This is a genomic window from Streptomyces sp. SPB162, from assembly GCF_029504575.1.
Taxonomy (GTDB): domain Bacteria; phylum Actinomycetota; class Actinomycetes; order Streptomycetales; family Streptomycetaceae; genus Actinacidiphila.
In genome coordinates, this window is the sequence record NZ_JAQFII010000001.1 from 3,359,923 (window position 1) to 3,384,990 (window position 25,068).

The following is a 25,068-nucleotide window of genomic DNA, read 5'->3' on the forward strand; positions in this document are numbered from 1 at the left end:
AGGCGGTCAATTGGCGATGCTGCCGCGCCAGGCCGGGAGGAGCTCGTCCAGCAGCGCTTCGACGCGCGGGGGCAGCCCGCGGGCCGCACCGTTCAGGGCGTGGTTGCGGGCCAGCAGGGATTCGGCGGCGGCTTCGAGGCGGGCGGGGTCGCCGGTGGCGTGTGTTGCGTGCAGGAGGGCGAGCCAGAGGCGCTCGTCGGAGCCGGTGACCGCCAGGGCGGTCTGTACGGCGGCGACCGCGGCCTTCGGCTTGCCCGCGTCCAGGTGCAGGCCCGCCAGGGCGAGGGCGACCTCAGCGACGAGGACCGGGTGCTGGGCGTCGACGATCTCGTGGGCGAGCCAGCCGTAGCGTCCGGGGGCGCGGTCCTCCAGGAGGGAGCCGCGGGCCAGCGCGAGGGCGTCGGCCAGCAGGCGACGGCGGGTCTGCGGGTCGTCGGCGCCGGGGCCTTCCATGGCGGCGTGGTGGAGAGTCTGCAGGACGTCCCAGTCGGAGACGACCGTGCTGGACAGCACGAGGCGGCCGGTGGCGTCGAACGACATCCGGGACGAGCCGTCGGTGTCGGTGCCCAGCCACTCGCGCAGCCGGTCGATGAGCGCGTCGCGCACGTCGTCGGTGACACCGCGCGGCCAGAGCGCGGACGCCAGGACGCGCGGGTGGACACCCTCGCGGTGCAGCAGGAGCAGCGCCAGCGCCTCGTGCAGGAGCAGGCTGCGCCCGGCCTCGGGGGTCTCCAGGCCGATGAGTTCGAACGGGCCGAGGAGCCGGGCGTACACCCCGGGCCGGCCCTGGTCGGTGAGGTCGACCATGAACGGCGGCACGGAGGCGGACGGTTCGCCGTCCGGGTCGGCCGCCGCGAACAGCCCGAGGACCGCCGCGTACTGGGGCGGCCGGGAGCAGCTGTGCCTCCAGGTCCAGGCCGAGGAGCGGGGCGAGGAGCCGGCCCGCGGGGGTGACCTCGAGCGCCCACGCGGCGCCCGGCAGGTCCGCGCGGGACGACGCGACGAGGTAGCCGATGCCCAGCCGGCCGGAGTCGGCGGCGAGTTCGGCGAGCCGGTCGGCCTCCTCCTCGGTGGGCTCGGTGGCGATCAGGACCAGGTGCGGGGAGCGCTGGGTGTGCTGGGCGCTGCCGGTCCGGCCGGTCAGGACGTTGTCCTGACCCGCCGTGCGCAGGGCGCCGGAGCGCTGCGCGGTCTCGGCCGCCATCGTCTCGATGACCTCGGGGACGTCCGCGAGGTGCCGGATCCTGGCCGGCGCGAGGGCGGTGAGGTCCTCGGCGAAGCCCACGAGCGTCACCGTCATCCGGTCCGACCAGCCGTTGGTGGCGAGTTCGGCGGCGGCGGCGGCGAGCACGGCCTCGCGGTCGGCGCGGGCGCCGGTCAGCGACACGATGCCGGGCACCGCTTCGAGGTTGAGCATCAGCCGGGCGCCGTCGAGGGTGCCGAGGGCCGCCAGGCCCGGGTACGGAGCGCTGGCGGAGACGTCCGCGTCGGCCGACAGATCCGCCCGGTCCAGCCGCCAGAACGTCTGGTCCTGGCCGAGCTGCCACGGCGCGGGCGGCTGGCCCTCCGGCCAGGCCAGCTGGAGGTGGAGCGACTCGGCGGTGAGCCACGCCGCGTAGACCGTCGGCAGCTTGCCGCCGTCCGCGGCGAGCCGCGCGGACAGGGCGCGCAGCGCGCGGTCGAGGAACGCGACGGTGTCGGGGTCCGCGCCGATGCGCAGCGCGTCGGCGGCGTCCGCCTCGGCACCGGTGGGGGTCCGGGGCGTGCGCACCGCGCCCGCGGTGACCGACTGCCACAACGCGGTACGGCGGCGCCTGCCCAGCGCTGCGAGCAGACCGGCTGCCAGCAGCGGGGCGGCGATGAGCGCCTCGGGCAGGCCGAAACCGTGGGACTGCGACGGCGCCGCGACGGCCGGCGCGGCCGGGACCTGCTCACCGTGGGCGGGCCCCTGAACCGGCAGTTGCGCGGGGGCCGGAGCGGGATCGGCGTACTCCGCGTGCGCGCCCTCGGCCGTCGTGTCCTTGACGCCCCCGCGCTCCGCGTAGTGCTTCACGTCGGGCGCGGTCTTCGGCGCCGCGACGGGCATCTGCACGAGGTCGCCGCCGCGTGCGTCCGCCGGCATCTCCATGATCCAGCCGGGCCGGATCAGACTCGCCTTGGAGAGCTTCGAACCGTCGGGCTGTGCCCGGTCCTTGTTGAGCTGGTAGATCTCGTTGTAGCGGCGGCCGTCGCCGAGGTGGCGTTCGGCTATCTCCCACAGGGAGTCGTGGTGCCGCCCCTCGGGAGGCTGGATCCGGTAGAACTTCGTGGCCGCCTTGCCGGCCTCCGCGGCGGCCGCCGCGCCCGGCGTCACCTTCGTGGAGGCGGGCCCGTCGGCCTGCTGCGCGCCCGCCGCGTTCTCCTGGTGCTGCTGCACCTGCCCCGGCGTCTGCTGTGCGGTCACGGCCGGACCGCCGCGGTGCGGCTGGTCGTTCAGGTTGCCGAGCTGCGCGAGCCCCGGCGTGAGGCTGGCGGCGCTCGCACCGATCAGCAGCAGCGCGGCGATCAACTGGCGCGCCAGCAACTGGCTCGGCCCGGACGCGGGCACCCGCGACGGCATCCCGATCCCGGAGATCGCGGCCTTCGCCTCCACGATCACGCACGCCGCGAACTGCGCCCACGCCAGCCAGACCACGACCGCCAGCACGTTGATGAACGTGTCCGTCGTGATCGGCTCCCGCAGCACCTCCATCGAGAAGTGGTCCGGGAGCGGCGAGCCGACGACGCGAAGCAGCGCGAGCGGCACACCCACCACCAGGACGGCGAGCGCGAGGAACGCCGTGAACGCCCGGACGACGTCCCCGAACGTACGGCGGCGCCGGGGCGGCTGCGGCCGGCCCGGTTGCGCCGGTTGGGCCGGTCGCCGGCTGGCGGTCGTGCGTGCCATGGGCTCGTTCCTCTGCCTTCTGCCTTCGGTGGTGCGGGGGACGGGGACTTGCGGGGTGCGACGTGCGACGTGCGACGTGTCAGGGTGCGTCAGCCGGTGGCGATCTCGGCCGCCGCCGTTCCGTGGACCGTGAAGTCCTTGCTGTAGAAGAACCCGGTCAGGGTGGGACTGTAGGTGAGCTGGATCCTCACCTCTACATGCTGGTCGTTCGTCTTGGCCATGTCGCACCCGGAAGCCTGCGCGTCCGGGATGCTGAGCCCGGACTGCCGGGCGAAATCCTTGACCCGGGCGTCGCAGTTCGCGGTGTTGATGCGCGGCGCGGTCCCGGCGGGCGCGTCCCGCAGCGCCTCCACGTCGATGTCCTGGGCCGCGTAGCGGGCCGCCTGCTCGGCGATGTCCGCGGCGCGCTCGCGCTTGTGGATCGACAGGCCGCCGTCCACGACGAAGGCGGCGAGCGTCATGAACACCAGGGCGAACATGAGCACCGCCGCGGTGCCGGAGCCGCGGTCGTCGCGCGCCGCGGTCCACCGGTTCCGCCGTTCCCGCAGCCACATCACGGTGCCGCCCTCCGGTACCGGTCGAGCGGCGAGGCGCTCTTGGAGGTGACCGTGTTGGTGATGTCGAGCCCCAGGACCCCGAAACCGCGGACCTTGCAGCTCACCTCGACGGCGAAGGCGTCACCGGCTTCGAAGCCCCTGCTGGTCTTCGTGACCGTGGGGTGACCGAGGCAGGTGCCCTTGAGGTCCACGTCGGCCGCCGCCTGGGCCTCGCTCATCGCCGTCCCGCCGTCGCGCTGCAGCGAACCGGCCCGAGCGGCGTCACGCGCGGCGCCGTCGACCGCCCCCCGGCCGTCGACCAGCTGTCCGAAGGCGACCAGGACGAGGATGAAAAGGATCATGACCGGGGCGAGGATCACCACCTCGATGGTGGAGATCCCCTGGTCGCCGGGGCGGGCGGCCCGAAGGTCCCTGCTCACCCGGCCCACCCTGTCTTGCAGCCAACTGCGCATACCCGGCCTCAGCCCCCGATGTCCGGTACGAAGCGTTCGATGTCCGGTACGAAGCGTTCGATCGGACCTTGTGACTGCTCGTTCACCGTGAACGTCATCCCCGGGAAGACCGTCGGCACCTTGGCGGTCACCCGGATTCCCACGGTGTTGTCGACGGGCCCCGAGGACGTCACCGTCGGGCCTTCCAGCAGATTCGGCCCGAGCTGCTGGATATAGCTCGACGCCGTGTCCCTGGCCTTCGCCTCCCAGCCGCCGGGGTTGGCGTCCGCCTCGGCCCGCGCCTTGCGGGCGCCCGCCTGGGCGGCGGCCTGGGCGACGTGGTCGGCGAAGTAGAAGAGCCCGAACTGCACGGTCGCGAAGATCATGAAGAAGAGCACCGGGGTCAGGAAGACGAACTCGATCGCGGTCATGCCGCTGTCCCCGGCGGGGCTGCTGCCCACACCGCTGTCGCCGCGGGCGGCGTCCAGCCGGCGGCGTACGAATGACCCTGGTCGGGTGCTCATCGACCTGTTCCCCGTTGTCGTGTCACTTGGTGGTGCAGGTACCCGTGTCGGTGGTGCCCGAGATGCAGCTCCCGACCTTCTCGGCCTTGCCCCTGAGAGCGTTGTTGATCAGTGCGGCGACGACGCCGACGATGGTCACCACCACCGCCGAGATGATGACCCACTCGACGGCCGAGGCGCCGCGCGAGGTCTCCTCCGCACGGGCACGCTGCACGCGTCCCTGGATGAACGTGACGAGGAAGTCGATCGCGGGGTGACTGATGGGCAAACGGTTCATGGTTCAAGTCCTCTCGACTCGGTGACTACGTGGATCAGACTCTGTACAACAGATGATTCGGATGTTTTGGGTAAACAGACGTTTCGCGGCCATCAGACCTTGAAGACGCGCATCGCGGCCGGGAAGATCAGGAACACCAGGAAGCCCGCACAGAGCAAGAGCTGGGCCACGAGCATGGATTGCGACTTCTCACCTGCCCCGCCCTCGATCTCGGCAAGCTCCCGGTGCCGCATCGTCTCCGCGCGCGAAGCGAGCGATTCGCGCACCTTCGCACCGTCGTCGGCGACCAGTCCCAGCGTCACCGACAGGTCCTTCAGCTCCTCGACCCCCAGCTCGTCGCCGAGCCGCCCCAGGGCGACCCACTGGCTCGTACCGGTGATCCGCGCGTCCGCGAGGGCGTTACGGATGCGCAGCAGCGCCCAGCCGTCGCCGATCTCGGCGGCGGCCATGAGCGCCTCCGGCAGGCCGCGGCCGCCGGCGAGGTTCATGGAGACCAGGTCGAGGTAGGCACCGATGACGCGCCGCAGGTCGCGGCGCTTGTCCACGGCGTCGCGCCGTACTTCCACGTCCGGCAGGAAGAAGAAGAGCCCGCCGAAGAGCAGCGCCATCCAGAGCGGGATGACCGGGTTGCTGCCGACGCCCAACTGCCAGGCGATGGCGAACAGGAACGGTCCGAAGAACACGCCGACCGCGGACAGCATCACCTTCGTGGCGAGGAAGTTGTCCCAGCTGCGGTCGAGCACGGCGAGGTCCGCCCGCAGCGAGCGCTGTTCCCAGCCCTGCTGCAGGTAGAAGGCGGAGACGCGCTGGCCGATCCGCCCCTTGACGTCGTTGGCGCGGGGCGCGGGACCGCTCGACGGCCCCGCCGCGCGCAGCGCGTCGATCTGCGCGACGGTCGCGACGGCGCCACGGCGGTTCGGGATCAGCGCCCGGACGAGGGCGAAGATCCCCAGACCGGCGATGGCACCGACGGTCACGGTCAGGAAGATGCTGTTCACCGGACTCCCATCTCGTGCCGCTCGGGTGCGTGCGTCAGGAACCGATCCGGCGTCTCGATCTTCGACAGGTTGCGCAGCCACCAGAACCCGGCGGCGAACAGCGCGCACACGACGCCCAGCACCAGCTGGCCGACGGCCGTCCCGTACGGCTCGACGAAGCTCCGGTTGAAGATCGCCAGCCCCAGGACGAAGGTCACCGACACGACGATGACGATCTGCACACTGCGCCGGGTGCTCGCGCGCTGCGCCATGACGCGCTGCCGCATGTCGACCTCCTCGCGGGCCGACTTGGCGAGGGCGCCGAGGACCTCGCGCAGGCCGGGGCCGCGGAGCCGGGAGTTGAGGATGAGGGCCGCGATGATGATGTCGGCGGACGCGTCGTCGATCTCGTCGGCGAGGTGCTGCAGCGCCTCCGGCAGGGGCGTGCGCGACCGCAGGCGGTCGACGAGCGCCTCCAGGTGGGCGCGCAGCGCCGGTGCCGCGGCCCGCGCCGAGGCGGGGATGGCCTGCTCCAGGCCGACCGCGCCGGCGATGGTGTCACGGAGCGACTCGGTCCAGGCGGCGAGCGCCTCGACGCGCTTCATGGCGGCGCGCTCCTCCGCGGCGCCGCCGAAGAGGCGGTCCCAGGTGAAGACGAGGACCCCGGTGGCGGCGCCCATCACCATCCAGCGGGTCAGCGCCAGGACGACGAGTCCGCCGCCGATGGCCAGCGAGCCGCGGGTGGACAGGAAGCGGGCCAGCTCGGCGGCGCGCTTGCCGCTCTCCTTCGTGGCGCCCGGCTTGGGCGCCCAGCCGCGCACCGCGATGACGAACAGCGCGATGCCGCCGCCGACGGCCGTGCCGGCCAGCAGTCCGTACAGCACGGGCAGGGAGAACACACCGGTCATCATCGCCACACCCCCGAGGGCTGGTAGCCGTTGGCGAGGAGTTCGTCGAGGCAGGACAGCGGCGCGTGCGGGTAGGCCCGCCCGTCCTGTCCCTCCGCGAAGACCTCGCTGGACAGGACACGGCCGTCGATGCCGTTGACCTCCCGGATGGACGTGACGACACGGCGCAGGGTGCCGCCGCGTTCGAAGTCGTTGCGCCGCTGCACGAAGACGACGAAGTCGATGGCACCCGCGACGAGCATCTGGGACGCCTCGACGGGCAGCCGCTCCTTCGCCTGGAGGGCGTACGTCGAGATGCGGTTGAAGACCTCGGCGGAGCTGTTGGCGTGGATCGTGGAGAGCGAGCCGTCGTTGCCCTGCGACATCGCGTTGAGCATGGTGACGATCTCGTCACCGAGCACCTCACCGACGATGACGCGCGACGGGTTCATACGCAGCGACCGCCGGACCAGTTCGGCCATCGAGATCATGCCCTGGCCCTCGGAGTTGGGCAGCCGCTCCTCGAACGCCACGACGTTCGGATGGAGTTCGGGGAACTGGTCGAGTCCGAGTTCCAGCGCCCGCTCGACCGTGATCAGGCGCTCGGTCGGGCCGATGACGTTGGCGAGCGCGCGCAGCAGCGTCGTCTTCCCGGCGTTGGTGGCACCCGCGATCATGATGTTCTTGCGGGCGAGCACGGCGGCGCTCAGGAACGAGTGCAGTTCCGGGGTGAGCGTGTTGTTGCCGACCAGGTCGGAGAGGAAGACCTTGCCGAGCCGGGCGCGACGGATGGAGAGCGCGGGGCGGCGTGTGACGTCCATGACCGCGGACAGACGTGAGCCGTCCGGCAGCCGCAGGTCGAGCTGCGGGTTCGCCGAGTCGAACGGGCGCGATGACAGGCCGGAGTACGCGCCGAGCACCTGGATGAGCTCGATGAGTTCCTCGTCGGACTCGGCCACGGGGTCGGCGCGCAGTTCACGACCGTCCGAGTACCCGACGAACACCTGGTCGCAGCCGTTGATGTCGATGTTCTCGACCTCGGGGTCGTCGAGCAGCGGCTGCAGCCGTCCGACGCCGAACAGCGCGGCGTGCACGGCTGCCGCGTAGGCCTCCTCCGCCTCCGCGTTGGGCGGTGTGCGGCCGAGGTTGATCTCGGCGCGCGCGTAGTCCTCCAGGATCTGGGCGATCACGGCACGGGCGAACTGCCGCTCGTCCTCGGGGGACATCGCGGGCACGCCCGACACCTGATCGAGACGGCGCTGCTCGGATATGCGGTCGCCCGCGTCCTGCCGGAACCGCTTGACGAGCTGGTGGTCCATCGCGCTCATCGAAGGACCCCGTACCGGTGCGGCACGTCGGCGGTGATCTGCCGGGCCGAACGGATCAGGAGCGACTTGTCGAGACGGCCGCGGCGGCGGCCCGCCAGCTGCTCGGCGCCCGCCGGGTCGTGCGCGAGCGTGCCGACGACGCGGGCGGCGATCTGCGAGGCGACGAGCATGTCGTTGACCTGGCTGACGATCCGGGCGCTCTGTCCCGGTTCCGCGACCAGCAGCACGCCGATCGGCGGGAACCCGAGCGCGGCCGCACCGCGCTGCGAGCCGTGCAGCTTGGCGGAGAGCGCGGCGGCACGGTCCCGCACCCTGGCCAGCTGCTCGGGCTCGGTGCGGGACACCAGCAGGACGAGCGCGGCGTGCGAGAACAGTTCCAGCGAGGGCGAGTCGGCGCCGATCCGGCCGCAGTCGGCGAGCACGTCGGCCGCGCCGTTCGGCGACTCGGCGAGCGTCGCGAACGCCCGGCCCAGCGTCGGCCACAGACCCACGAGACCGGCCGCCTGCTCGGACCCGCCGAGCCCGACGACGACGTCGAGGCCACCTGCCAAGGGCTGCGCGTGGTCCCACAGCTGTTCCGCGGCCAGCCCGCGGCGCGCCGTCGCGGCCAGCGACAGCATGCCGGTGTTCGGGTCGAGCACGCCGCCGTGCGCGGCCTGGCTGCGGTAGACGATGTCCCCGCCGGACGGGTCCGCCTCCACGAGCAGCGCGCGGCGCGGCCAGACCGCGGCGAGGGCCACGGCCGTCGTCGTCACGCCGGGCGATCCCTTGTCCGCGGCGATCGCGATAAGTGCCATGGCGGGCCTCAGCCCTTACTGGCGGGTACGAGCACCAACGAGACCTCGCCGGCGGACGCCGCCAGCGTCAGCGGGCCGGCGACACTCTGGTCCACGACGATCGAGTACGCGTTGCCGCTGCTGCCGAGCGCGTCGCCGTTGCCGCCCGGTACGGCCTTGATCTTGGCGTTGTTGGCGAGCAGCGTGTTCGCACCGCCGCCGGAATTACCCGAGTTGCCGGAATTGCCGGTGGACGACTTGGTCGCGTCGTTGCCCACCCGGTAGACCGCCACGGTGTCGCCGATCTTCAGACCGTCGGGGAACTGCCCACCCTTGAGGGAGAGCCCGATGACGGCTTTGCCCTCCTTGATCTGCACGTCCTCGCTGCTGAGCATGTGCCCGACGAGAACGCTCCCGTCGACGATGTCGGTGGCGGCCCGGTACCGGCCCAGCAAACTCCTGTCGGCCCAGGCGACGTAGTTGATACCCGAACCGTCGGCGACCATCACCTCGCGGATCGCCGAATCCGGAATCTTCTCTCCGGCGGCCACGCGCTCCGTGATCTCGATCGCCGAAATGCGGTTCCCTGCGCGCATGACCAGCACCGTCGCACCCAGCGCCCCGATGAGGATGAGCAGCACGGCCAGCGCGGCCAGCGCCGGCTTCCGCTCCCGCGGCGCGACCGGCAGCCGCTCACCCGGCCGGCCCGCCCATCACGGGCCCGGGCACAGTCGGCCTACCCCCACTGCTACCCGCAGCGGAACGTTCCCTGATCTTCACGTCAATGCCCCCGTCGAGCTGGCGTGCTTGGACTCCCGGCAGCATGGGGAGAGGTCGTCGCACTCCGGATGGCGACAGCCCGCAGGCCGGTGTCAAGTCACCGCACGCTATCAGCGCCACATAAACACCCTCAAGGCGCGTCACGTGACAGGAGCCTCACGAAACCGTCCGCGATCATCGTCCGGCCGCGGTGTCCAACGTACCGATGTGACCTCGAAGTGCGGACCGTGTCACAGAACAGCAGTGGCCCCTACACCCTCTCGGACATCACGAGTAGCGTCGAAGCGCATTGCCTTGTCCACGCCACGCCCTGTCCGGTTCTGTCCGTGCCGATGTCTGCCCACCTTTCGTCCGCTCTTCGTCCGCACCACACGGGGGATCTCCATCGTGACCCGCAGCACGCTGCCCATCGCCGCCGCCCTCACCATGGCCACCGTTCTGTCCCTGAGTGCCTGCGGCGGCGACGCCACGCCCTCGGACAAGATCTCCGGTGTCCCCACCGCGGCCCCGACGACGACCGCCCCGGCCACCCCGAGCACCGCACCCAGCGACTCGGTGAAGCGCCCGGCCACGGATCTGCCCAGCGACCTCAAGATGGTCTTCACCTGGCCGAAGACCGGCGACGCGGCGCGTGACGCCGTTCTCAACGACGGTGAGCAGTACATGCGCGCGATCAAGCGCGCGAGCGCCAAGAGCGATCTCAAGGACCCGGCGTACACGTTCTACTCCCGCAACGACGGTCTCACGTACGCCCATAACCAGATCAAGGCGAACATCTCGGGCGGCTGGGCACCCACCGGGGACGACCGTTACTACGAGGCGAAGGCCGACGTCTTCAAGGCGGGCTCCGCGACTCTGACGTTCTGCCGGGACCAGAGCAAGGTCTTCAGCAAGAAGGTGAAGACCGGAGAAGTCGTGCGCACCCCGGCCACGGACAAGAGCTTCGTTCTGTACAACCTGCTCCTGGTCAAGGACAGCACGTCCAGGGGCGTCTGGCAGACGTCCAAGATCACGGTCGTCGAGGGGGCCGCCCAGTGCAAGGCATAGGCATCGGCACGGGAATGGGCATGGGCGTGGGCATGGGCAGAAGCCGTCGGCGGCCGGCTCTGGCAACCGCCGGCGCGTCGCTGGCACTCGCGCTGGCGCTGAGCCTCTCGGCCGCCCTGACGAGTCCGGCCGCCGCGGACGAGCAGCCCCCGCCCACCACGGGCGGCATCAACGACCATGAACTCCACGCCGGCGTCAGCAACATCAGCTTCGAGCCCGCGAACCCGCCCCCGGGGTCCGCGCTCACCGCCCCCACCGGGTGGACGCCCCCGGCCTGCTGGCTCGAACCGCAGTACACCCCGGCACAGCTCAAGGTGGAGCGGGAGGGGATCTGGGCGCTGTCGTCGACCGGTGACGCGTGGGAGCAGGCGGAGCGGGAGTACTACGTCAACGGCAATCCGCACACCGACTTCGAGATCCCCAACTCGGACAAGGGCACGTGGTGGAACGGAGTCGTCAACCCCAACCGCAAGGGCGACCCCGCCTCGCTGAAGTGTTTCCTGGAACACTCCGACTGGGTGCTGAAGGGCACGGCCTCCACCAAGGGCGTCGCCGTCACGTCCGAGATCCTGGCCAAGGCCGCCTACGACAGGATCCGTGTCCCCGATACGGATGTGGCCCTCTCGCCGGCCGCCGGATCGCAGACGGTCAATCTCAACACTTGGGTGTGGCTGGACCGAGCGGACTTCAAGCCGGTGTCCGTCACCGCCCGTCTGCCGGCCCTCGGCCTGTGGGCGACCACGACGGCCACCCCCATCGGTCTCCATCTGGACGCCGGCACCAACGACGCCGACCTCTACCCCGCGTCCGGCACCTGCGGGCTCAACCAGGACGGCAGCATCGGCACCCCGTACAAGACCGGGGACAACGACGTCACCCCGCCGTGTGGCGTCACCTACCGCCGCTCTTCGACCGGCGGCTCCTATCCGCTCAAGGCGACCGTGACCTGGCAGGTCCAATGGCGCGGAAGCGGTGGCACGGGAGGCGACCTTCCCAGCGGAACGTTCGACCGGACGACTCCGGTCACCGTCCAGGAGATCCAGGCCATCGGCCGCTGACCCGCGCGACCGGAACCGGGAGTCGCACGACATCCCCCTCGACACGACCGACGACAGGTTTTCCCTCGTGACTCGCAAGCCCCCCACCCCCTCACTCGCTTCGGCCACAACTCTGGCCCTGTTTCTGACCCTGACCCTGACCCTGACCGCCTGCGGCGGAAGCGACACGAGCGCCTCCGACAAGGGCACGACCGCCCCCGGCCCCGCCACGTCAATGGCATCGGCCTCCGCACCGGCCTCCGTCACGGCGAGCGCGTCGCCGACCGGCAGCGTCCAGCGACCCGTGACCACGCTTCCGGGCGACGTCAAGGAGTTCTTCGAAGGCTCCCGCACTGGCGATGCCAGGAAGGACGCGATCCTGGCCGACAACGCCCAGGCCATCACCGGAGTGGACGCGGCGATCGTGGCCGGCAAGCCCAACGCACCGGCCGTCGGCTTCTACTACGAGGGCGAAGCCGCGGCCGCGACCAGCCAGTGGATCCAGAGCTTCCTGGACCACAAGCTCAGCATCACCGGGACCGTGCGGTACTTCCACCGCAAGGTCACCCTCCGGACGGACGGCAGCGCGTCACTCGTGTACTGCGGCGACGAGAGCAAAGCCTTCAACAAGGACCGGAAGACCGGAAAGGTCGACGTGACACCCGTCACGAAGAATTCCTACGTCGTCTACAACACTCTCCTCGAGAAGAACAAGCAAGGCATCTGGCAGACCGTCAAGATCCTCTCCCAGCGCGGAGCCGCCCAGTGCCGGCCGTAACGGGCGGCCGGCGGATCGGCACCGCCCGGATATGCGGGGGCGAGCAGCCCGCGTAGGTGGCCTTCGCCTGGGAGACGTGTCGGACGACCGTTCGCGGCGCGTGCCGCAACTGGCCCGGGGTGAAGGCCAGCGGATGCAGGCCGTGGGCCGCCAGGTGGTTGCGGCGGTTCATGGTGCGGTGCCAGTCGGCGGGGCTGAGGTGGTACTCACGGGAGTCGATCTCCAGGACGACGCCGGTGTCCGGCCAGTAGCCGTCCGGCGTGGCGAGGAAGGTGCCGTCCGTCAGCAACAGCGTGGCGTTCCAGAGGGGTTCCGGCAGCCCGCCGGTGCGCAGCACGTCGCGGGCCTGGGCCTCGGAGACGGAGCGGACCCCGGCGAGCAGCTCCTGTATGACGGCGCGGATCGGGGCGATGCCGCGGGCCGAGGTGCCGAGGATCTCCTCGGTGAGGGCTTCGACGGAGCAGCGGCCGCGCTGCACGGCCTCGGCGCAGGCCGCCCGGACCTGCTGGAGGTCGGCTCCCAGCCGGGTGGTGTCCACCAGCGCCCGCGGCAGTGGCGCGGTGGGGAAACCGGCGACGTTGCGGGGCCGGGGCACGTGGCGGGCGCGCAGTACGGTGACGAAGTCCCGGCTGCCCGCGTACCGGTGGCCGGGGACGAGCACATGCGTGCCCCGCAGCGGCGGGACGTAGCGCAGACCGAAGAGCCGTAACGCCTCAGGCCCGGTGAGCATCGCGCCCTCCCCCGCGTACAGGAGCGCCGCCCTGGTCCGTTGGCGGGCGGTCGGGGGCCCGTTGTGGAACAGGTAGGTGCGCGGGAGCAGGCGCTGCCACGGACCGCCGGGGCGGCAACGACGGGCGAGGGAACCGCTGTTCACGCCGAGGGCCCGCAGCTGCCGTGCGGTCGCGACGCCGTCCTGGCGCAGGTGGGTGAGGGCATGTGCATCACGGGTCGGGCTGGAACTTTTCGTCATGCATTCATGATGACTTGCCCGGTTCTACCCAAAGGTCTGCCTGTGGATAACTTCGCCACCCCGGAGAGGAGTCGGCGATTGTGACTCTGAAGTGCGGGCCCGGTCACAGTCCGGCAGGGGTCCCTGTGAACACTTCAGCATCACCGGTAGCGTCGGAACCAACGCTCTTGTCCACACATCTCACGGGGGATCTCATCGTGACCCGCAGTACCCTGCCCATAGCCGCCGCACTGACCTTGGCCACAGCCCTGGCCCTGACCGCCTGCGGAGGCGAAGACAAGGCATCGGACAAGATCCCCGGTGTCCCCACCACCGCCCCGACAACGCCGGCGGCCACCCCGAGCGCGACGGCTACGGAAGCGGGTGCGCCGAAGTTCGTTCTACCGCCGGACATCAAGATCCAGATTGACGGCTTCGAAGACGCCGACGCCACGAAGAAGGCGGTACTCCGCGACACCGGATACGCGATCACCGCGATCCTGGAGGCGGAGTCGAAAATCATCGTGAAGGAGACGCCGAACTTCAAGCGCTACTTCACCGGCCTGCAGGGCGCGCAATTCGCCGACACGATCATCGAGCAGGCCCGGAGCGGGAACGTCATCACCGGGACTTACCACTACTACCAGTCGAACGTGAAGATCCTGGGCACGGGTGTCGCGAGCGTCGCCTACTGCGAGGACCAGCGGAAGGGATTCGACAAGGTCGCCAAGACCGGCAAGGTGAACACCACCACTCCGTCCCTTCAGGACTTCAGGCAGTGGACGATGACCATGTCGAAGAACGCGTCGGGTGACTGGCAGGTCCTCCGCTACACGTGGGCGCTGGGGGCGAAGAAGTGCCAGATCGGATGAGGCGCACAGTACGGCGGGCCGCTGTTGTCTCGGGGCTGCTCCTGACCGTGTTCGGCCTGGCCAACCCGCCCGCCATGGCCGGCAACTCGAAGAACCCCACGCCGTCGACCACCCCCAAGAGCACCGGCACGACGCTTGAGTCCCGGGTCGCGGTCACCGGAAGCAAGGTCGGCGGCAGAAGCAAACCGCTCGTTTCCTCCAACGTCGACTGGGTCGCGCCTCCCTGCTGGTACGAGCCGTTCTACAGTCCCGACGAACTCGAGGCGCACTTCAAGGAGGAATACGACGCGGCGGCCAAGAAGGGCTCCGGCACCGTTACCAACTACTACAACTTCGAGATGTCGGAGAAGAACGCGGTCAAATACCATCGTGGTGACGATGGGAAATGGTGGGGCCTTGTCCAGAACAAGTATCTCGCCTCCGATCAGGTCGGAGACTGCAACTTCAACCAGTCGTTTCTGTGGGTCGGCCCCGCCACACCCCCGCCCCCCGGCGCCACGATCACCCCGAAGATGCTCTCCGACGTCGCCTACGGGGCGACCAAACTGCCCTCCCACGACGTGACGCTGCGCCCAGCCGCGTCGAGCCAGAAGGTCAACCTCGCCACGTACGTGAAGTTCGACGATCCGGTGGAGCCGGTGTGGGTCACGGCGCAACTACCGGCCCTGAACATCGCCGCCACCGTGGTCGCCGTGCCGTCGGCCCTGCATGTCGACGCCGGGACGCCTTACGCCTCGCCCCAGTCGTGTGACTACCCCTTCACCAAAGTGGGCGCCGCCTACCAGGTCGACTCCTCCGGTGCCGGGTGCAACATCACGTACCGGAAGGCCACCGCCGGCACCGGCCCGTACAGCCTCAAGGCCCAGATCACCTGGACCGTCACCTGGACTCCGACGGCCACTCCCCAGCCCGGCCAGGGGACAGCCTTGCCGGACGGCTACTCGCCGTCCCAACAGGACGTCGTCGTCCAGGAGATCCAGGCAGTCGGCCGCCCCACCACGTGAAGCGACTCCCGCCCCGGGCGGGAGTCTGCTGTCGGGGCCCGATGACGGGCGGCGCGGGCGCCGCCCGTGGTCGCCGCCGCCACCGCCCCGGCTTCCTCGGGCCCAAGGCCCGGGATAGCCTCGGCTGGCAAGTCAGAGCAAGGTCCCGCGGGACCGACGGGGAGGAAGACGGCCCATGCGGGTAACTGTGACGGTCATCCGCCAGGGGGATGAGCCGCAGGATGTGATTCTCGCGGTGGACGAGAACACCACCGGCTCCGATGTGGCGCAGGTCCTGGCCGGGCGGCCGGCGGCTGGGGCGGGGGCGCCCGCGCCGGGCCATTCGTCCGTCACGAATCTCTTCCCGCCCAAGGAGGTCCCGCCGCGGACGCCCACCCTGTGGGCCGACGGCCATCCCTGTCCGCCGGACGAGCCGGTCGCCCACCTGCTCCGCGACGGGATGCGGGTCTCGGTGGACGACAGCATCGGCCCGTACCTGCGCGCGGGAGAGCCGGCCGGACGGTTCGAGCTCCGGATAACCGGTGGACCCGGCGCGGGCCGCGTCGCCCGGCTGTCGCTCGGTGTCACGTCCGTCGGGTCGGCCGAGGCCTGCACCGTCTCCGTCGATGATCCGCAACTCCCGCCCGCCGCCCTGGTGATCAGCGTGGACATGAGCGGTGCCGTCAAGCTGACCCCGCAGCCGGGCGTGCCCGTTCTGATCGACAACGCCCCGGTCACCGGGGAGCGGGCCTGGCCGACCGGCGCGCTGGTCAAGGCGGGTTCGTCGCTGTTCGTGCTCGACGTACCCGGTGAAGCGGACGCCCACCTCTCCGCGATGGGAGAGGGCGGTCTGGCGTACAACCGGCCGCCCCGGCTCTCCTCGCTGCCCCCGCGCGCCCGTCTCGTCATCCCGACGCCTCCCACCAAGGGCGAGCGCGCCCGGTTCCAGCTCCTCGCCTCGTTCCTGCCGGCGGTCTTCGGCCTGGGCATGTACTTCATGACCAAACAGGTCTACATGCTGCTGTTCTGCCTGATGAGTCCGGTGATGATGATCGGCGAGTGGTTCAGCGAGAACCGCCGCGGCAAGCAGAAGCACCGGACCTCGATGAAGGACTACAAGAAGGAGAAGGAGGAGTACGACGAGAACCTCGTCCGGCTCAGCGAGCTGGACGAGCAGGCCAGGCGTACCGCCTTCCCCGACCCCGCGGCGATCCTGCTGTTCGCCACGGGGCCGCGGCGCCGGCTCTGGGAGCGCCGCATCACGGATCCCGACGCGTTGATGCTGCGGATCGGGGTCGCCGACCTCCCCGCCGACATCGAACTGGCCGCTTCCGGCGCGTCCCACGACGCGGACCCGCCGGAACCGCCCACCGTGCACGACGTGCCCGTCCCGCTGCCGTTCACGAAGCTCGGCGTGGTGGGCCTGGCGGGGGTTCGGCCTCGCGCGCTGGCCACGGCGCGCTGGCTCGTCACCCAGGCCGCTGTCCTGCACAGCCCGCGTGACCTGTCGGTCGTCGTCCTCTCCTCGGTGCCCGACGCGGGCGCCGTGTGGGACTGGGCGCACTGGCTGCCCCACACCGCGCCCCAGCAGGGACAGGACTGCGTCGCGCTCGTCGGCTCGGAGCCCGACACGGTCTCCCGCCGCATCACCGAGCTGCTCAACGAACTGAACCGGCGCAAGTCCGTCAACACCAGCTCCCTGAGCGGGGGCGGCACACCGCTGCGGCCCGACCCGTACGTCCTCATCCTGCTCGACGGCGCGCGGCTGCTGCGCCGCACGCCCGGAGTGCCCCAGCTCCTCCAGGAGGGGCCGCTGCACGGCATGTTCGCCCTGTGCCTCGACGAGGACGAACGGCTGCTGCCCGAGGAGTGCCGCGCCGCCATCTGCTGGCCGCACGACGCGACCGGCCGCCTGCACCTGCGGGGAGCGGGCCTGGAGGCCGTCGGCGACGTCCTGGCGGACCAGGTCTCGCACGCCTGGTGCGGGCTGGTGGCCCGTTCGCTCGCTCCGGTGCGCGATGTCAGCCGTGACGACGCCGACAGCGCCCTCCCCACCGCCGCCCGGCTGTTGAACCTCCTCCAGATGCCCGATCCGACCGGGGCCGACATCGAGCGCATCTGGATGCACGGCGGATCGACGACCACGGCGCCCATCGGGATCGGCGCCGACGGCCCGTTCCATCTGGACATCCGCCGCGACGGACCGCATGCCCTGATCGCCGGCACCACCGGGGCCGGAAAGTCCGAACTCCTGCAGACGATCATCACGTCGCTCGCCGTCCACAACCGCCCGGACGCGCTGAACTTCGTCCTCATCGACTACAAGGGGGGCAGCGCCTTCCTCGACTGCTCCCGGCTTCCGCATACCGTCGGCATGGTCAGCGACCTCGACGCACACCTCACCGAACGGGCGCTGGCATCGCTGGCCGCGGAGCTCAAGCGCCGTGAGGAGATTCTCTTCGAGGCCGAGACGAAGGACATCGAGGACTACGGCGACACCCGCCGTGTGCGGCCCGAACTGGAGCCGATGCCCAGGCTCGTCCTGATCATCGACGAGTTCGCCTCGCTGGTCGCCGAACTCCCGGACTTCGTCGCGGGGCTCGTCGACATCGCCCGTCGTGGCCGCTCGCTGGGCGTGCACCTGATCCTCGCCACCCAGCGCCCCGCCGGTGTGGTCAGTGCCGACATCCGGGCCAACACCAACCTGCGGATCGCCCTGCGCGTCACCGGCCCCGACGAGTCCTCCGACGTCATCGACGCCCCTGACGCCGGCGCCATCAACAAGTCCACCCCGGGGCGCGCCTATGTGCGGTCCGGTGCCCAGGCGTTGGTCGCCCTGCAGTCCGCGCGGATCGGCGGGCGTCGGCCCAGCACATCGTCGGGGCCCCGGGCGAGCGCCGTTCCGCTGTCCTGGTCCGCGGTGGCGCGCCCGTTGGCCCGCGCCGCGGACGACGGGGACGACGGCACCCTCGTGACCGACCTGGCGGTGCTCGTCGACGCGATCGCGTCGGGCGCGGAGCGCATGCGGTTCCCCGCACCCCGCAGCCCCTGGCTGCCGCCGCTGCCCGAACACATCACGCTGGACGACGCGCCGCAGCCCGCGGCGCCCACCCACGGGGACGTGCCGCCCATCGTGTTCGGCGTCACCGACGTACCGGCGCGGCAGGCGCGTTCACCGCTCGCGCTCGATCTGGTCGACGGAGAGAACCTCCTGATCATCGGCGGACCGCGCTCCGGCCGGTCCACCGCGCTGCGCTCGCTGGCGGGCGCGTTGGCCAAGACCGTCTCGCCCGCCGACGTGCACCTGTACGGCGTCGACTGCGGTGCGAACGTCCTGCTGCCGCTCACCGGCCTGCCGCACTGCGGCGGTGTGGTCACCCGGGACGAGCCCGAGCGCCTGGTCCGGCTGCTCGCGAGGCTCCAGGGGGAAGTGACCCGGCGGCAGCAACTCCTCGCGCGGCTGGGCGTTTCCAGCACGGCCGAACAGCGCGCGTCGGCGGCCCCTGAGGACAAGCTGCCGTGGATGGTCCTGCTCCTGGACGGCTGGGAGGGCTACACCTCGACGTTCGAGAACTACGACTACGGCAAGCTCATCGACGCCATGGTGCGGCTCTTCCGGGAAGGGCCCGCCGTGGGGCTCCGGGTGGCGATGTCCGCCGACCGCAGCGGCTTCATGGGAACGGTGACGTCCTCCTTCGGGGACCGGCTGATCCTGCGGCTCACCACCGTCGACGACTACTCCTCCGCCGGGATGTCCCCTCGTGACATCCCGAAGGACATGGCGGCCGGCCGCGCGCTGGGAGCGACCGACGGAGGCGTGCAGGAGAGCCAGATCGCGCTGCTCGCCACCGATCCCTCTGGCAAGGCGCAGGTCGAGGCGCTCCGCCGGATCGCCGACGACTCGCGGGCCCGGTACCCCCGTCCGGTGAAGAGCCTGCGTGCCATGCGCGTGGATGCGCTGCCTTCGCAGATCACCGCGAGCGAGGCACGCGCTCTGGAACCGGAGTTCGCCCCGCCGTCGGATCTGTGGGCGCTGATCGGTGTCGGTGGCGACGAGCTCGCCCCGCTCGGAGTGGACCTCGGCGAATCGGGGCCGGGATTCGTCGTCGCGGGGCCGCCCAAGTCCGGACGGTCCACCACGTTGATGACGATGGCCAGGTCGCTGCTGCGCGGTGGACTGCCGGTCGTTCTCATCACGCCGAAGCGCTCGCCGTTGCGGGCCATGGAGGGTGAGGCCGGCGTGCTGGGCATGCTCGGCGCGGACTCCACCGAAAGTGACCTGCAGGAGCTGTTGTCCAGGGCGAACGGCGGCCGTTACGCCGTCGTCGTCGACGATGCCGAACTGCTGCACGACGGGCCGCTCGACGACGCGCTGGCCGAGGTGATCCGCACCGGTGTCGACGGCGATCACGCGGTTGTCGCGGCCGGGGCGGCGGACACCATGACGTCGCAGTACCGCGGCTTCGCCGCCGAAGCCCGTCGGTCGCGGCACGGTCTGCTGCTGGCCCCGGAAGGGGACGCCGGCGACCTGTTCAACGTCCGCCTCCCGCGCGGCCTCGGGGGCGGCCCCACCGGCTGCGGCGTCCTGGTGCGCGGTGGGGAGATCCTGCCCGTGCAGGCCGCGATCGAGGTCTGAACGGCCGCGGCCGCGGCCGCCGCACACGAAAGCGGCCCGGCCCCTGGTCCAGCATCGCTGGGCAGGGGCCGGGCCGCTTCGGACGGTCTACGACGACAGGTCGATGACCGCTGGGTCGATGACCGGTGGGTCAGTGACCGGTGGTCGCGCGGCTGATGTTGCCGTGGTGGGTGTCCGTCGCACGCTTCGCGTCGTCCAGCAGGTTGATGATCTTCGTGATGCTCGGCTGGAGGGCTTCCCAGTCGCGGCGGAAGTTGTCGGCCAGCGGGCCGGACCAGTAGCCGTGGCTCTCCTTGGACGCGGAGTTCAAGGACTTGATCAAGCCGTCGAGGGTTACGTGGTCCTTGCCGAAGCGCGTGGACAGCTTGCGCAACATCTCAAGATCGGCGCCGCTCATAGCCATGGAGTGCTCCCCGTAAGGTAGAACGCGTGGCGCGCGCATCGTGCGGCTGAGCCGACGACAGCACACCGCACGCGGGTGTGTGAGTCTACGAAAGTCCTATCACACCACACGTCACTGACGACATCCTGGTTCCCACAGAGCCTCCGCAATTCCGCGCGCACCACGGCGAGTACGGCGAGCGGCGGGAACATCCGGCGTGACGGCGGCGACCGGGCACGGGACAGAAGCAGCCGAGACGGTGGGAGCACCGAGGGACTCGTGCCCCGTTAGGGTCGGCATCCGAGCCGCTCGACATGCGCATGCCTTACCCCTACCTGCTCCCAGGAGTGTCCCGTGTCGCACAGCACCCCGGACGACGACCGGATCACGCTGACGCCCATCAGCCGCCCGGATCCCGAAGCCCGGGAAGGACGCCGCCGGCGCCGGATCATCGGCGGCACGATCGCCCTCGTGGTCCTCGCGGGCGGCGGCATCGGATGGGCGGTCGCCGCGAACGGCGAGGACGACAAACCGGTGAAGCACACGGCCGTCCTGCCGGAGTCCTTCGGGGCGTACACCCTGGCGCAGCCGGACGACACCGAGTGGACACGGCTGTCGTCGGTCAACACCGACATCACGAAGGGCTCCGTCGACCTGACCTATCGCGCGGCCGGCGGGAAGGCGCTGCTGGTCACCGTCGAGCTGGATCCGCCTGTCGTCTTCGAGTTGGGCGAATCGGATGACGCGCTTTCCGCGATGCTGGATGCGAAGGTCGAATCCAGCCAGGTCAAGAAGTACCCGGCAGGCGACGTGGGCGGCGACATCCAGTGCGTCGACATGGCCACGCAGCGGACTGCCTTCACCCAGTGCCTCTGGCAGGACGCCACCGCCCACATCACCTTGGCGCCCGTGCTCAACCACCACACCGTCGTCGCCAAGGACGCCCCGGCCGATCTGCGCGCTTTTCTCGGTGCCCTGAAGATCCAGCCGAAGTGACCGGCCGCGGACGACCACCGGCCGCCCGCGGCCCCTGTGTCAGTCCGGCAGGTTCTGGAACCGAATGGCGCAGAGCGCGTCCCGGACCTGGGACCGGATCAGTAGCCCTGCATATCCATGCGCCACATCTTCGCCTCGCCCGGCGAGACCTTTTCCGGCGCTTTCGCGATCTCCGCGTCGACGGCCGGAATCAACTTGTCCACCAGCGTCTTGATCCTGGCGCGGCGTCCGTCGAGATCCTGCTGCCAGCTGTCGGCGGCCTTCCCGACCCAGACCTTTTTGCCTGCCATGTCCTTCGACGCCGTTTCAAGCTGCTTCTTGAGTTCTTCGGTCTCCGTCTTCAGACGGGTCTTCAGCGCCTGAAGCGCGGACCGGTACGGATTGTCCACCTTGGCAACACTCGCGGGCGTTCCCACCGATTCCCCTTTGCCATCGCTTATTTGCCAGCTGAATTGCATGATGCCATGCGGGGGCCGAGGGAGGGCCGGGGCTCATGTGACGGCTCGGGGCCCGCCCCCGCGACGCGCCCCTGCCTCCTCAGACGGCGGGAAGCGCGTAGAGCAGGTCCCCATGGACCACCAGCAGGCGCTTCCCCGCGGCGGTGAGGGTCCATACGCCGCTGCCGCCCTTGTCCTCGGTGAGCCCGTCGTTGGCACTGTTCCGGTAGATCCAGCGCGGCGCGCCGTTCTTGGCGTCGAAGGCGAAGATGCCGCCCTCCTGGAAGTAGGACACCCCATAGACGGAGTCCCCGGCCCGGACGAACTGCAACGGCCCGTACGGGTCGGAGAGTTCGCGCTGCCAGAGCACGCTCCCGCTGTTCGCGTCGACCGCCCAGACGCCCTTCAGCACCACGGCGCCGTACACCACGCCCTCGGCGACGGAGAGCGGGGAGCTGAAGCCGTTCTTGTGCCCGGCGGGCACCGACCAGCGCTCGGCGCCGGTCTTCAGGTCATAGCCGCGCAGGGACTTGCCACCGATGACGACCTTGTCGGCGTGCAGGACCGGGCGATACGCGGAGTCGGCGCCCACCTTCTTCGTCCACACCTGATTGCCGTGCGCCACCTCGCGCACGGTGATGTTGTGGTTGTTGTCGGCGTAGACGAGATATCTGCCGTCGGTCGTCGCCGCGACGTCCCATTCACCGGCGCCCTGGTCGCGTTCCTGGTGCCACAGCATCTGGCGGGTGCCGATGTCGACGGCGGCCACCACCGTCCGGATCTTGGCGGCGTCGGTCGCGGCGGGATCCTGGATGGTGGCGATGAGGTACACGTGCTTGTCGTCGGCGGCGATCGGGCGGGGATCGGCGAGCTGCCCGCCCAGGCGGCTGCGCCATGCCTCCTTGCCGTTGAGCGGGTTGATGCCGACGAAGTCACCGTTGGCCTGCGGGCTCGTGAAGAACAGCAGACCGTGGCCGCTCACCAGGTACGACGAGAGGCCCGTGACATCCGGCGTGGACCACTTCTGCTCGCCGGTGACGATGTCGTGGGCGATCAGCGGATTGCCGCAGACGACCATCAGATCGCCGAACGTCATGGCCGGTACGCCGTAGTTCAGACTCAGCGGCTTCGCCTGCTTGCGCCACAGCGCCTTCGGGCTCAACCCGTTCGCCGGCGTGGTGAACGCCGCTTCCGGCGTCGGGCCCTTGTTGTTCGTCACGGCTCCGGTCGGGTCGGTCACCGGGTCCTTGCCGCCCTTGCCGCCCTTGCCGCCGAACGCCCACACGGCTCCACCGCCCGCCGCCGCGACCGCGACGCCCGCGCCGAGGGCGAGGAACCCGCGGCGGGAGCGGGATGCGCCGGAGGTACCGGCGGCCGGCGCCGACACGGTCCCGTCGAGGGTGGTCGGGGTGCGCTGCGGAGCTTCTTCGGCCGGTGTCCGGGCCGGCGGCGGCGTGGCTGTGCCCGTGCCGTGCGCCGGGGTTTCCAGGTCGAGGATCCGCGAGGCGTGCTGGGCGATGGTCGAGGAGACCGGCCCCGGGAGCCAGTTGTGCAGCGCGGACGCGGCGCCGGCGGGGGCCAGTTCCGCGCTGATCTGCCGCGGTGTCGGCCGCCGCGCCGGGTCCTTCTGCAGGCAGGCCAGCACCAAGGGACGCAGGGAAGTGGGCATTTCGGTCAGGTTGGGGGTGCCGTGCACCACCTGGTAGAGCAGCGACGCCGCCGTCCCGATCCCGAACGGCTGCTGCCCGGTGGCCGCGTACGCCAGCACCACGCCCAGCGAGAAGACGTCGCCCGGTGGGCCGGCCGGCTCGCCGACCGCCTGCTCGGGCGGGATGAAACCGGGCGAGCCGACGACCACTCCGGTGCTGGTCATCCGATCGCCGTCGACGGCCCGTGCGATCCCGAAGTCGATCACCCGCGGCCCGTCCGCGGCCAGCAGCACGTTGGACGGCTTCAGGTCGCGGTGCACGAGTCCCGCGTCGTGGATCACCACGAGCGCCTCCGCCAGGCCGGCACCCAGCGCGCGCACGGACGCCTCGGGCAGCGGACCGTGCTGCCCGATCACCTCGTCGAGCGGCGGGCCCAGGACGTACGCGGTCGCGAGCCACGGCAACCGGCCCTCGGTGTCGGCGTCGACGACGGGCGCCGTGTAGGCGCCGGAGACCGCCCGTGCGATCTCGACTTCGTGCCGGAACCGCGCCCGGAACTGCGCGTCCTCGGCCAGTTCGGGACGGACCACCTTGACGGCGACGGTCCGGCCGCCCGGCGACCGCGCGAGGTAGACCCGCCCCATGCCGCCTGCACCGAGCCGTCCCAACAGGCGGTACGCCCCCAGACTTTGCGGGTCTTCCGGCTCCAATGGCTGCATCAACAGCCACCCCCGTCTCCTGTGTACACGTCCGTAACGCCGATTCGCCCCGACGGGGCAGCCTAGTGCGCCGCTCGTGGCCGCCGACCGGGCGCCTGGGCCGGAGTGCACCCTCCGGACCGGAACGGATCGCACCACGCGGCCCGCCGGCCGCGGGCGTCAGGCCGTTTCCGTCCGCTGCCGGGGTATCGCGGAGTCCGCGGACTCCGCGAGGAATCGTTCGACCGTCTCGTACCAGGCGGCGGGCTGTTCCCAGTGGACGAGATGGCCGGCGTCCGGGATCTCGGCGTAGCTGCCGCGGGGCAGCACGCGGACCATCTCCTGGGCTTCGGCACGCCCCAGTTCACCCTCCAGACCGCGGACGACGAGGGTCGGGCAGCGGACCTGCGTGAGCTCCTCCCAGTGGGCGTCCAGGATCCAAGGCGCCCGGGAGCGGAGCATGTGGCGGCGCGCGAAGACGGGCCGCCAGCCGTCACCGCGTTCCTCCATGATCTCGGTGTAGAAGTCGCCCCGGGCGGGGCGTGGCGGGTCGACCCAGGGGTCGTCCTCGCCGAACCACCTGCGCACGTCGGCGAGGCTGGCGAAGGGCAGCGGCCAGGATTCGAACCACGCCTCCCAGTCATGCTGGCTCTCCTCCCCCAGCGCCGCGGCGCGCATGTCGCAGACGACGACGGCGCGCACGAGGTCCGGGCGGCGGGCGGCGAGTTGCCAGGCGGTGAGGCCGCCCATGGAGTGCCCGACGAGGGTGACGGGGGCGAGACCGAGCTGCTCCACGGCCGCCTCGGCGTCGGCGAGGTACGCGTCGCGGCTGTACGGACCCTCGGGTTTGTCGCTGCGTCCGTGGCCGCGCTGGTCCAGGGCGATGGCGCGGTAGCGGGGGGCGAGCCGGTGGGCGGTGCCGGCCCAGTGCGAGGCCCGGCCCATGAGCCCGTGGGAGCAGCAGGACGCCGGGGCGGACGGAGCCGTCCTCCTTGGCGTCCGCGGCATAATCCCAGGCCGCGAGCCGGACGGAGCCCGCTCCGGTCACGTCGATACGCCGGATCATGTGCCGCACCCCCTGACGAACTGGTCGGGTCGTTCAGGCGCTCACGCTATCGAACTTTCATTCGATAAGACGGGT

Annotated in this window: 20 protein-coding genes and 2 pseudogenes; 7 read left to right on the forward strand and 15 right to left on the reverse strand. The window is 70.9% G+C overall.

Features of this window, described 5'->3' with window-relative positions:
• Positions 1-6: 6 nt before the first annotated feature.
• The 10 genes and pseudogenes from M2266_RS15225 to M2266_RS15270 form a co-directional block, all read right to left on the reverse strand.
• Positions 7-2,926: pseudogene (locus M2266_RS15225) on the reverse strand (BTAD domain-containing putative transcriptional regulator).
• Between the two features lie 89 nt (positions 2,927-3,015).
• A complete protein-coding gene (locus M2266_RS15230; RefSeq protein WP_277441219.1) occupies positions 3,016-3,480 on the reverse strand; it encodes a Tad domain-containing protein in 465 nt (154 codons plus the stop codon).
• Positions 3,480-3,902, reverse strand: coding sequence for a TadE/TadG family type IV pilus assembly protein (locus M2266_RS15235; protein ID WP_277438688.1), 423 nt, complete (start codon positions 3,900-3,902; stop codon positions 3,480-3,482). Before M2266_RS15235 ends, M2266_RS15230 begins: the two co-directional genes overlap by 1 nt.
• Before the next feature lie 41 nt (positions 3,903-3,943).
• Positions 3,944-4,438, reverse strand: coding sequence for a TadE family protein (locus M2266_RS15240; RefSeq protein WP_277438689.1), 495 nt, complete (start codon positions 4,436-4,438; stop codon positions 3,944-3,946).
• A 22-nt stretch (positions 4,439-4,460) separates the two neighbouring features.
• Positions 4,461-4,715: a hypothetical protein gene (locus tag M2266_RS15245; RefSeq protein ID WP_277438690.1), complete on the reverse strand. Its 255-nt coding sequence runs from the start codon at positions 4,713-4,715 to the stop codon at positions 4,461-4,463.
• Positions 4,716-4,807: 92 nt separating this feature from the next.
• Positions 4,808-5,713 carry a type II secretion system F family protein gene (locus M2266_RS15250; protein WP_277438691.1) on the reverse strand — a complete coding sequence of 302 codons (906 nt, stop codon included), beginning with the start codon at positions 5,711-5,713 and terminating at the stop codon, positions 4,808-4,810.
• On the reverse strand, positions 5,710-6,600 hold the full coding sequence (locus M2266_RS15255; protein WP_277441220.1) for a type II secretion system F family protein: 891 nt from the start codon (positions 6,598-6,600) through the stop codon (positions 5,710-5,712). Before M2266_RS15255 ends, M2266_RS15250 begins: the two co-directional genes overlap by 4 nt.
• The gene (locus M2266_RS15260; protein WP_138353524.1) at positions 6,600-7,907 is read right to left on the reverse strand and encodes an ATPase, T2SS/T4P/T4SS family; all 1,308 of its coding nucleotides are present in this window, start codon (positions 7,905-7,907) and stop codon (positions 6,600-6,602) included. The genes M2266_RS15255 and M2266_RS15260 overlap by 1 nt, the downstream gene beginning before the upstream one ends.
• Complete coding sequence (locus M2266_RS15265; RefSeq protein WP_277438692.1) at positions 7,904-8,704, reverse strand: hypothetical protein; 801 nt, start codon at positions 8,702-8,704, stop codon at positions 7,904-7,906. The genes M2266_RS15260 and M2266_RS15265 overlap by 4 nt, the downstream gene beginning before the upstream one ends.
• 8 nt (positions 8,705-8,712) lie before the next feature.
• Complete coding sequence (locus M2266_RS15270; RefSeq protein ID WP_277438693.1) at positions 8,713-9,324, reverse strand: hypothetical protein; 612 nt, start codon at positions 9,322-9,324, stop codon at positions 8,713-8,715.
• A gap of 526 nt (positions 9,325-9,850) precedes the next feature.
• Between M2266_RS15270 and M2266_RS15275 the strand changes: the two genes are divergently transcribed.
• The 3 genes from M2266_RS15275 (at position 9,851) to M2266_RS15285 (ending at position 12,325) form a co-directional block, all read left to right on the forward strand.
• Complete coding sequence (locus M2266_RS15275) at positions 9,851-10,510, forward strand: hypothetical protein (protein ID WP_277438694.1); 660 nt, start codon at positions 9,851-9,853, stop codon at positions 10,508-10,510.
• A gap of 32 nt (positions 10,511-10,542) precedes the next feature.
• On the forward strand, positions 10,543-11,568 hold the full coding sequence (locus tag M2266_RS15280) for a hypothetical protein (RefSeq protein WP_277438695.1): 1,026 nt from the start codon (positions 10,543-10,545) through the stop codon (positions 11,566-11,568).
• Between the two features lie 67 nt (positions 11,569-11,635).
• The gene (locus tag M2266_RS15285) at positions 11,636-12,325 is read left to right on the forward strand and encodes a hypothetical protein (protein ID WP_277438696.1); all 690 of its coding nucleotides are present in this window, start codon (positions 11,636-11,638) and stop codon (positions 12,323-12,325) included.
• On the opposite strand, the gene M2266_RS15290 is transcribed toward M2266_RS15285, so the two are convergent.
• Positions 12,282-13,295 carry a hypothetical protein gene (locus M2266_RS15290; protein ID WP_277438697.1) on the reverse strand — a complete coding sequence of 338 codons (1,014 nt, stop codon included), beginning with the start codon at positions 13,293-13,295 and terminating at the stop codon, positions 12,282-12,284. The two genes, M2266_RS15285 and M2266_RS15290, sit on opposite strands and share 44 nt — an antisense overlap.
• A 197-nt stretch (positions 13,296-13,492) precedes the next feature.
• On the opposite strand from M2266_RS15290, the gene M2266_RS15295 reads away from it, so the two are divergent.
• The 3 genes from M2266_RS15295 to M2266_RS15305 all read left to right on the forward strand — a co-directional run bounded on the left by M2266_RS15295 (position 13,493) and on the right by M2266_RS15305 (position 19,765).
• The gene (locus M2266_RS15295) at positions 13,493-14,146 is read left to right on the forward strand and encodes a hypothetical protein (protein ID WP_277438698.1); all 654 of its coding nucleotides are present in this window, start codon (positions 13,493-13,495) and stop codon (positions 14,144-14,146) included.
• Positions 14,143-15,150, forward strand: coding sequence for a hypothetical protein (locus tag M2266_RS15300; RefSeq protein WP_277438699.1), 1,008 nt, complete (start codon positions 14,143-14,145; stop codon positions 15,148-15,150). The genes M2266_RS15295 and M2266_RS15300 overlap by 4 nt, the downstream gene beginning before the upstream one ends.
• A gap of 175 nt (positions 15,151-15,325) precedes the next feature.
• On the forward strand, positions 15,326-19,765 hold the full coding sequence (locus M2266_RS15305) for an FtsK/SpoIIIE domain-containing protein (protein ID WP_277438700.1): 4,440 nt from the start codon (positions 15,326-15,328) through the stop codon (positions 19,763-19,765).
• 130 nt (positions 19,766-19,895) lie between these two features.
• On the opposite strand, the gene M2266_RS15310 is transcribed toward M2266_RS15305, so the two are convergent.
• A complete protein-coding gene (locus tag M2266_RS15310; RefSeq protein ID WP_277438701.1) occupies positions 19,896-20,168 on the reverse strand; it encodes a WXG100 family type VII secretion target in 273 nt (90 codons plus the stop codon).
• A 333-nt stretch (positions 20,169-20,501) separates the two neighbouring features.
• Here M2266_RS15310 and M2266_RS15315 point away from each other — a divergent pair, with 333 nt between their 5' ends.
• Positions 20,502-21,143, forward strand: a complete 642-nt coding sequence (locus M2266_RS15315) for a hypothetical protein (RefSeq protein ID WP_277438702.1) — start codon at positions 20,502-20,504, stop codon at positions 21,141-21,143.
• Positions 21,144-21,241: 98 nt separating this feature from the next.
• Here the strand turns inward: M2266_RS15315 and M2266_RS15320 are convergent, their stop codons facing one another.
• The 3 genes and pseudogenes from M2266_RS15320 to M2266_RS15330 all read right to left on the reverse strand — a co-directional run bounded on the left by M2266_RS15320 (position 21,242) and on the right by M2266_RS15330 (position 24,993).
• On the reverse strand, positions 21,242-21,601 hold the full coding sequence (locus tag M2266_RS15320) for a hypothetical protein (protein ID WP_277438703.1): 360 nt from the start codon (positions 21,599-21,601) through the stop codon (positions 21,242-21,244).
• Positions 21,602-21,680: 79 nt separating this feature from the next.
• A complete protein-coding gene (locus M2266_RS15325; protein ID WP_277438704.1) occupies positions 21,681-23,948 on the reverse strand; it encodes a serine/threonine-protein kinase in 2,268 nt (755 codons plus the stop codon).
• A 159-nt stretch (positions 23,949-24,107) separates the two neighbouring features.
• Positions 24,108-24,993, reverse strand: a pseudogene (locus M2266_RS15330) (alpha/beta hydrolase).
• Positions 24,994-25,068: the final 75 nt, after the last annotated feature.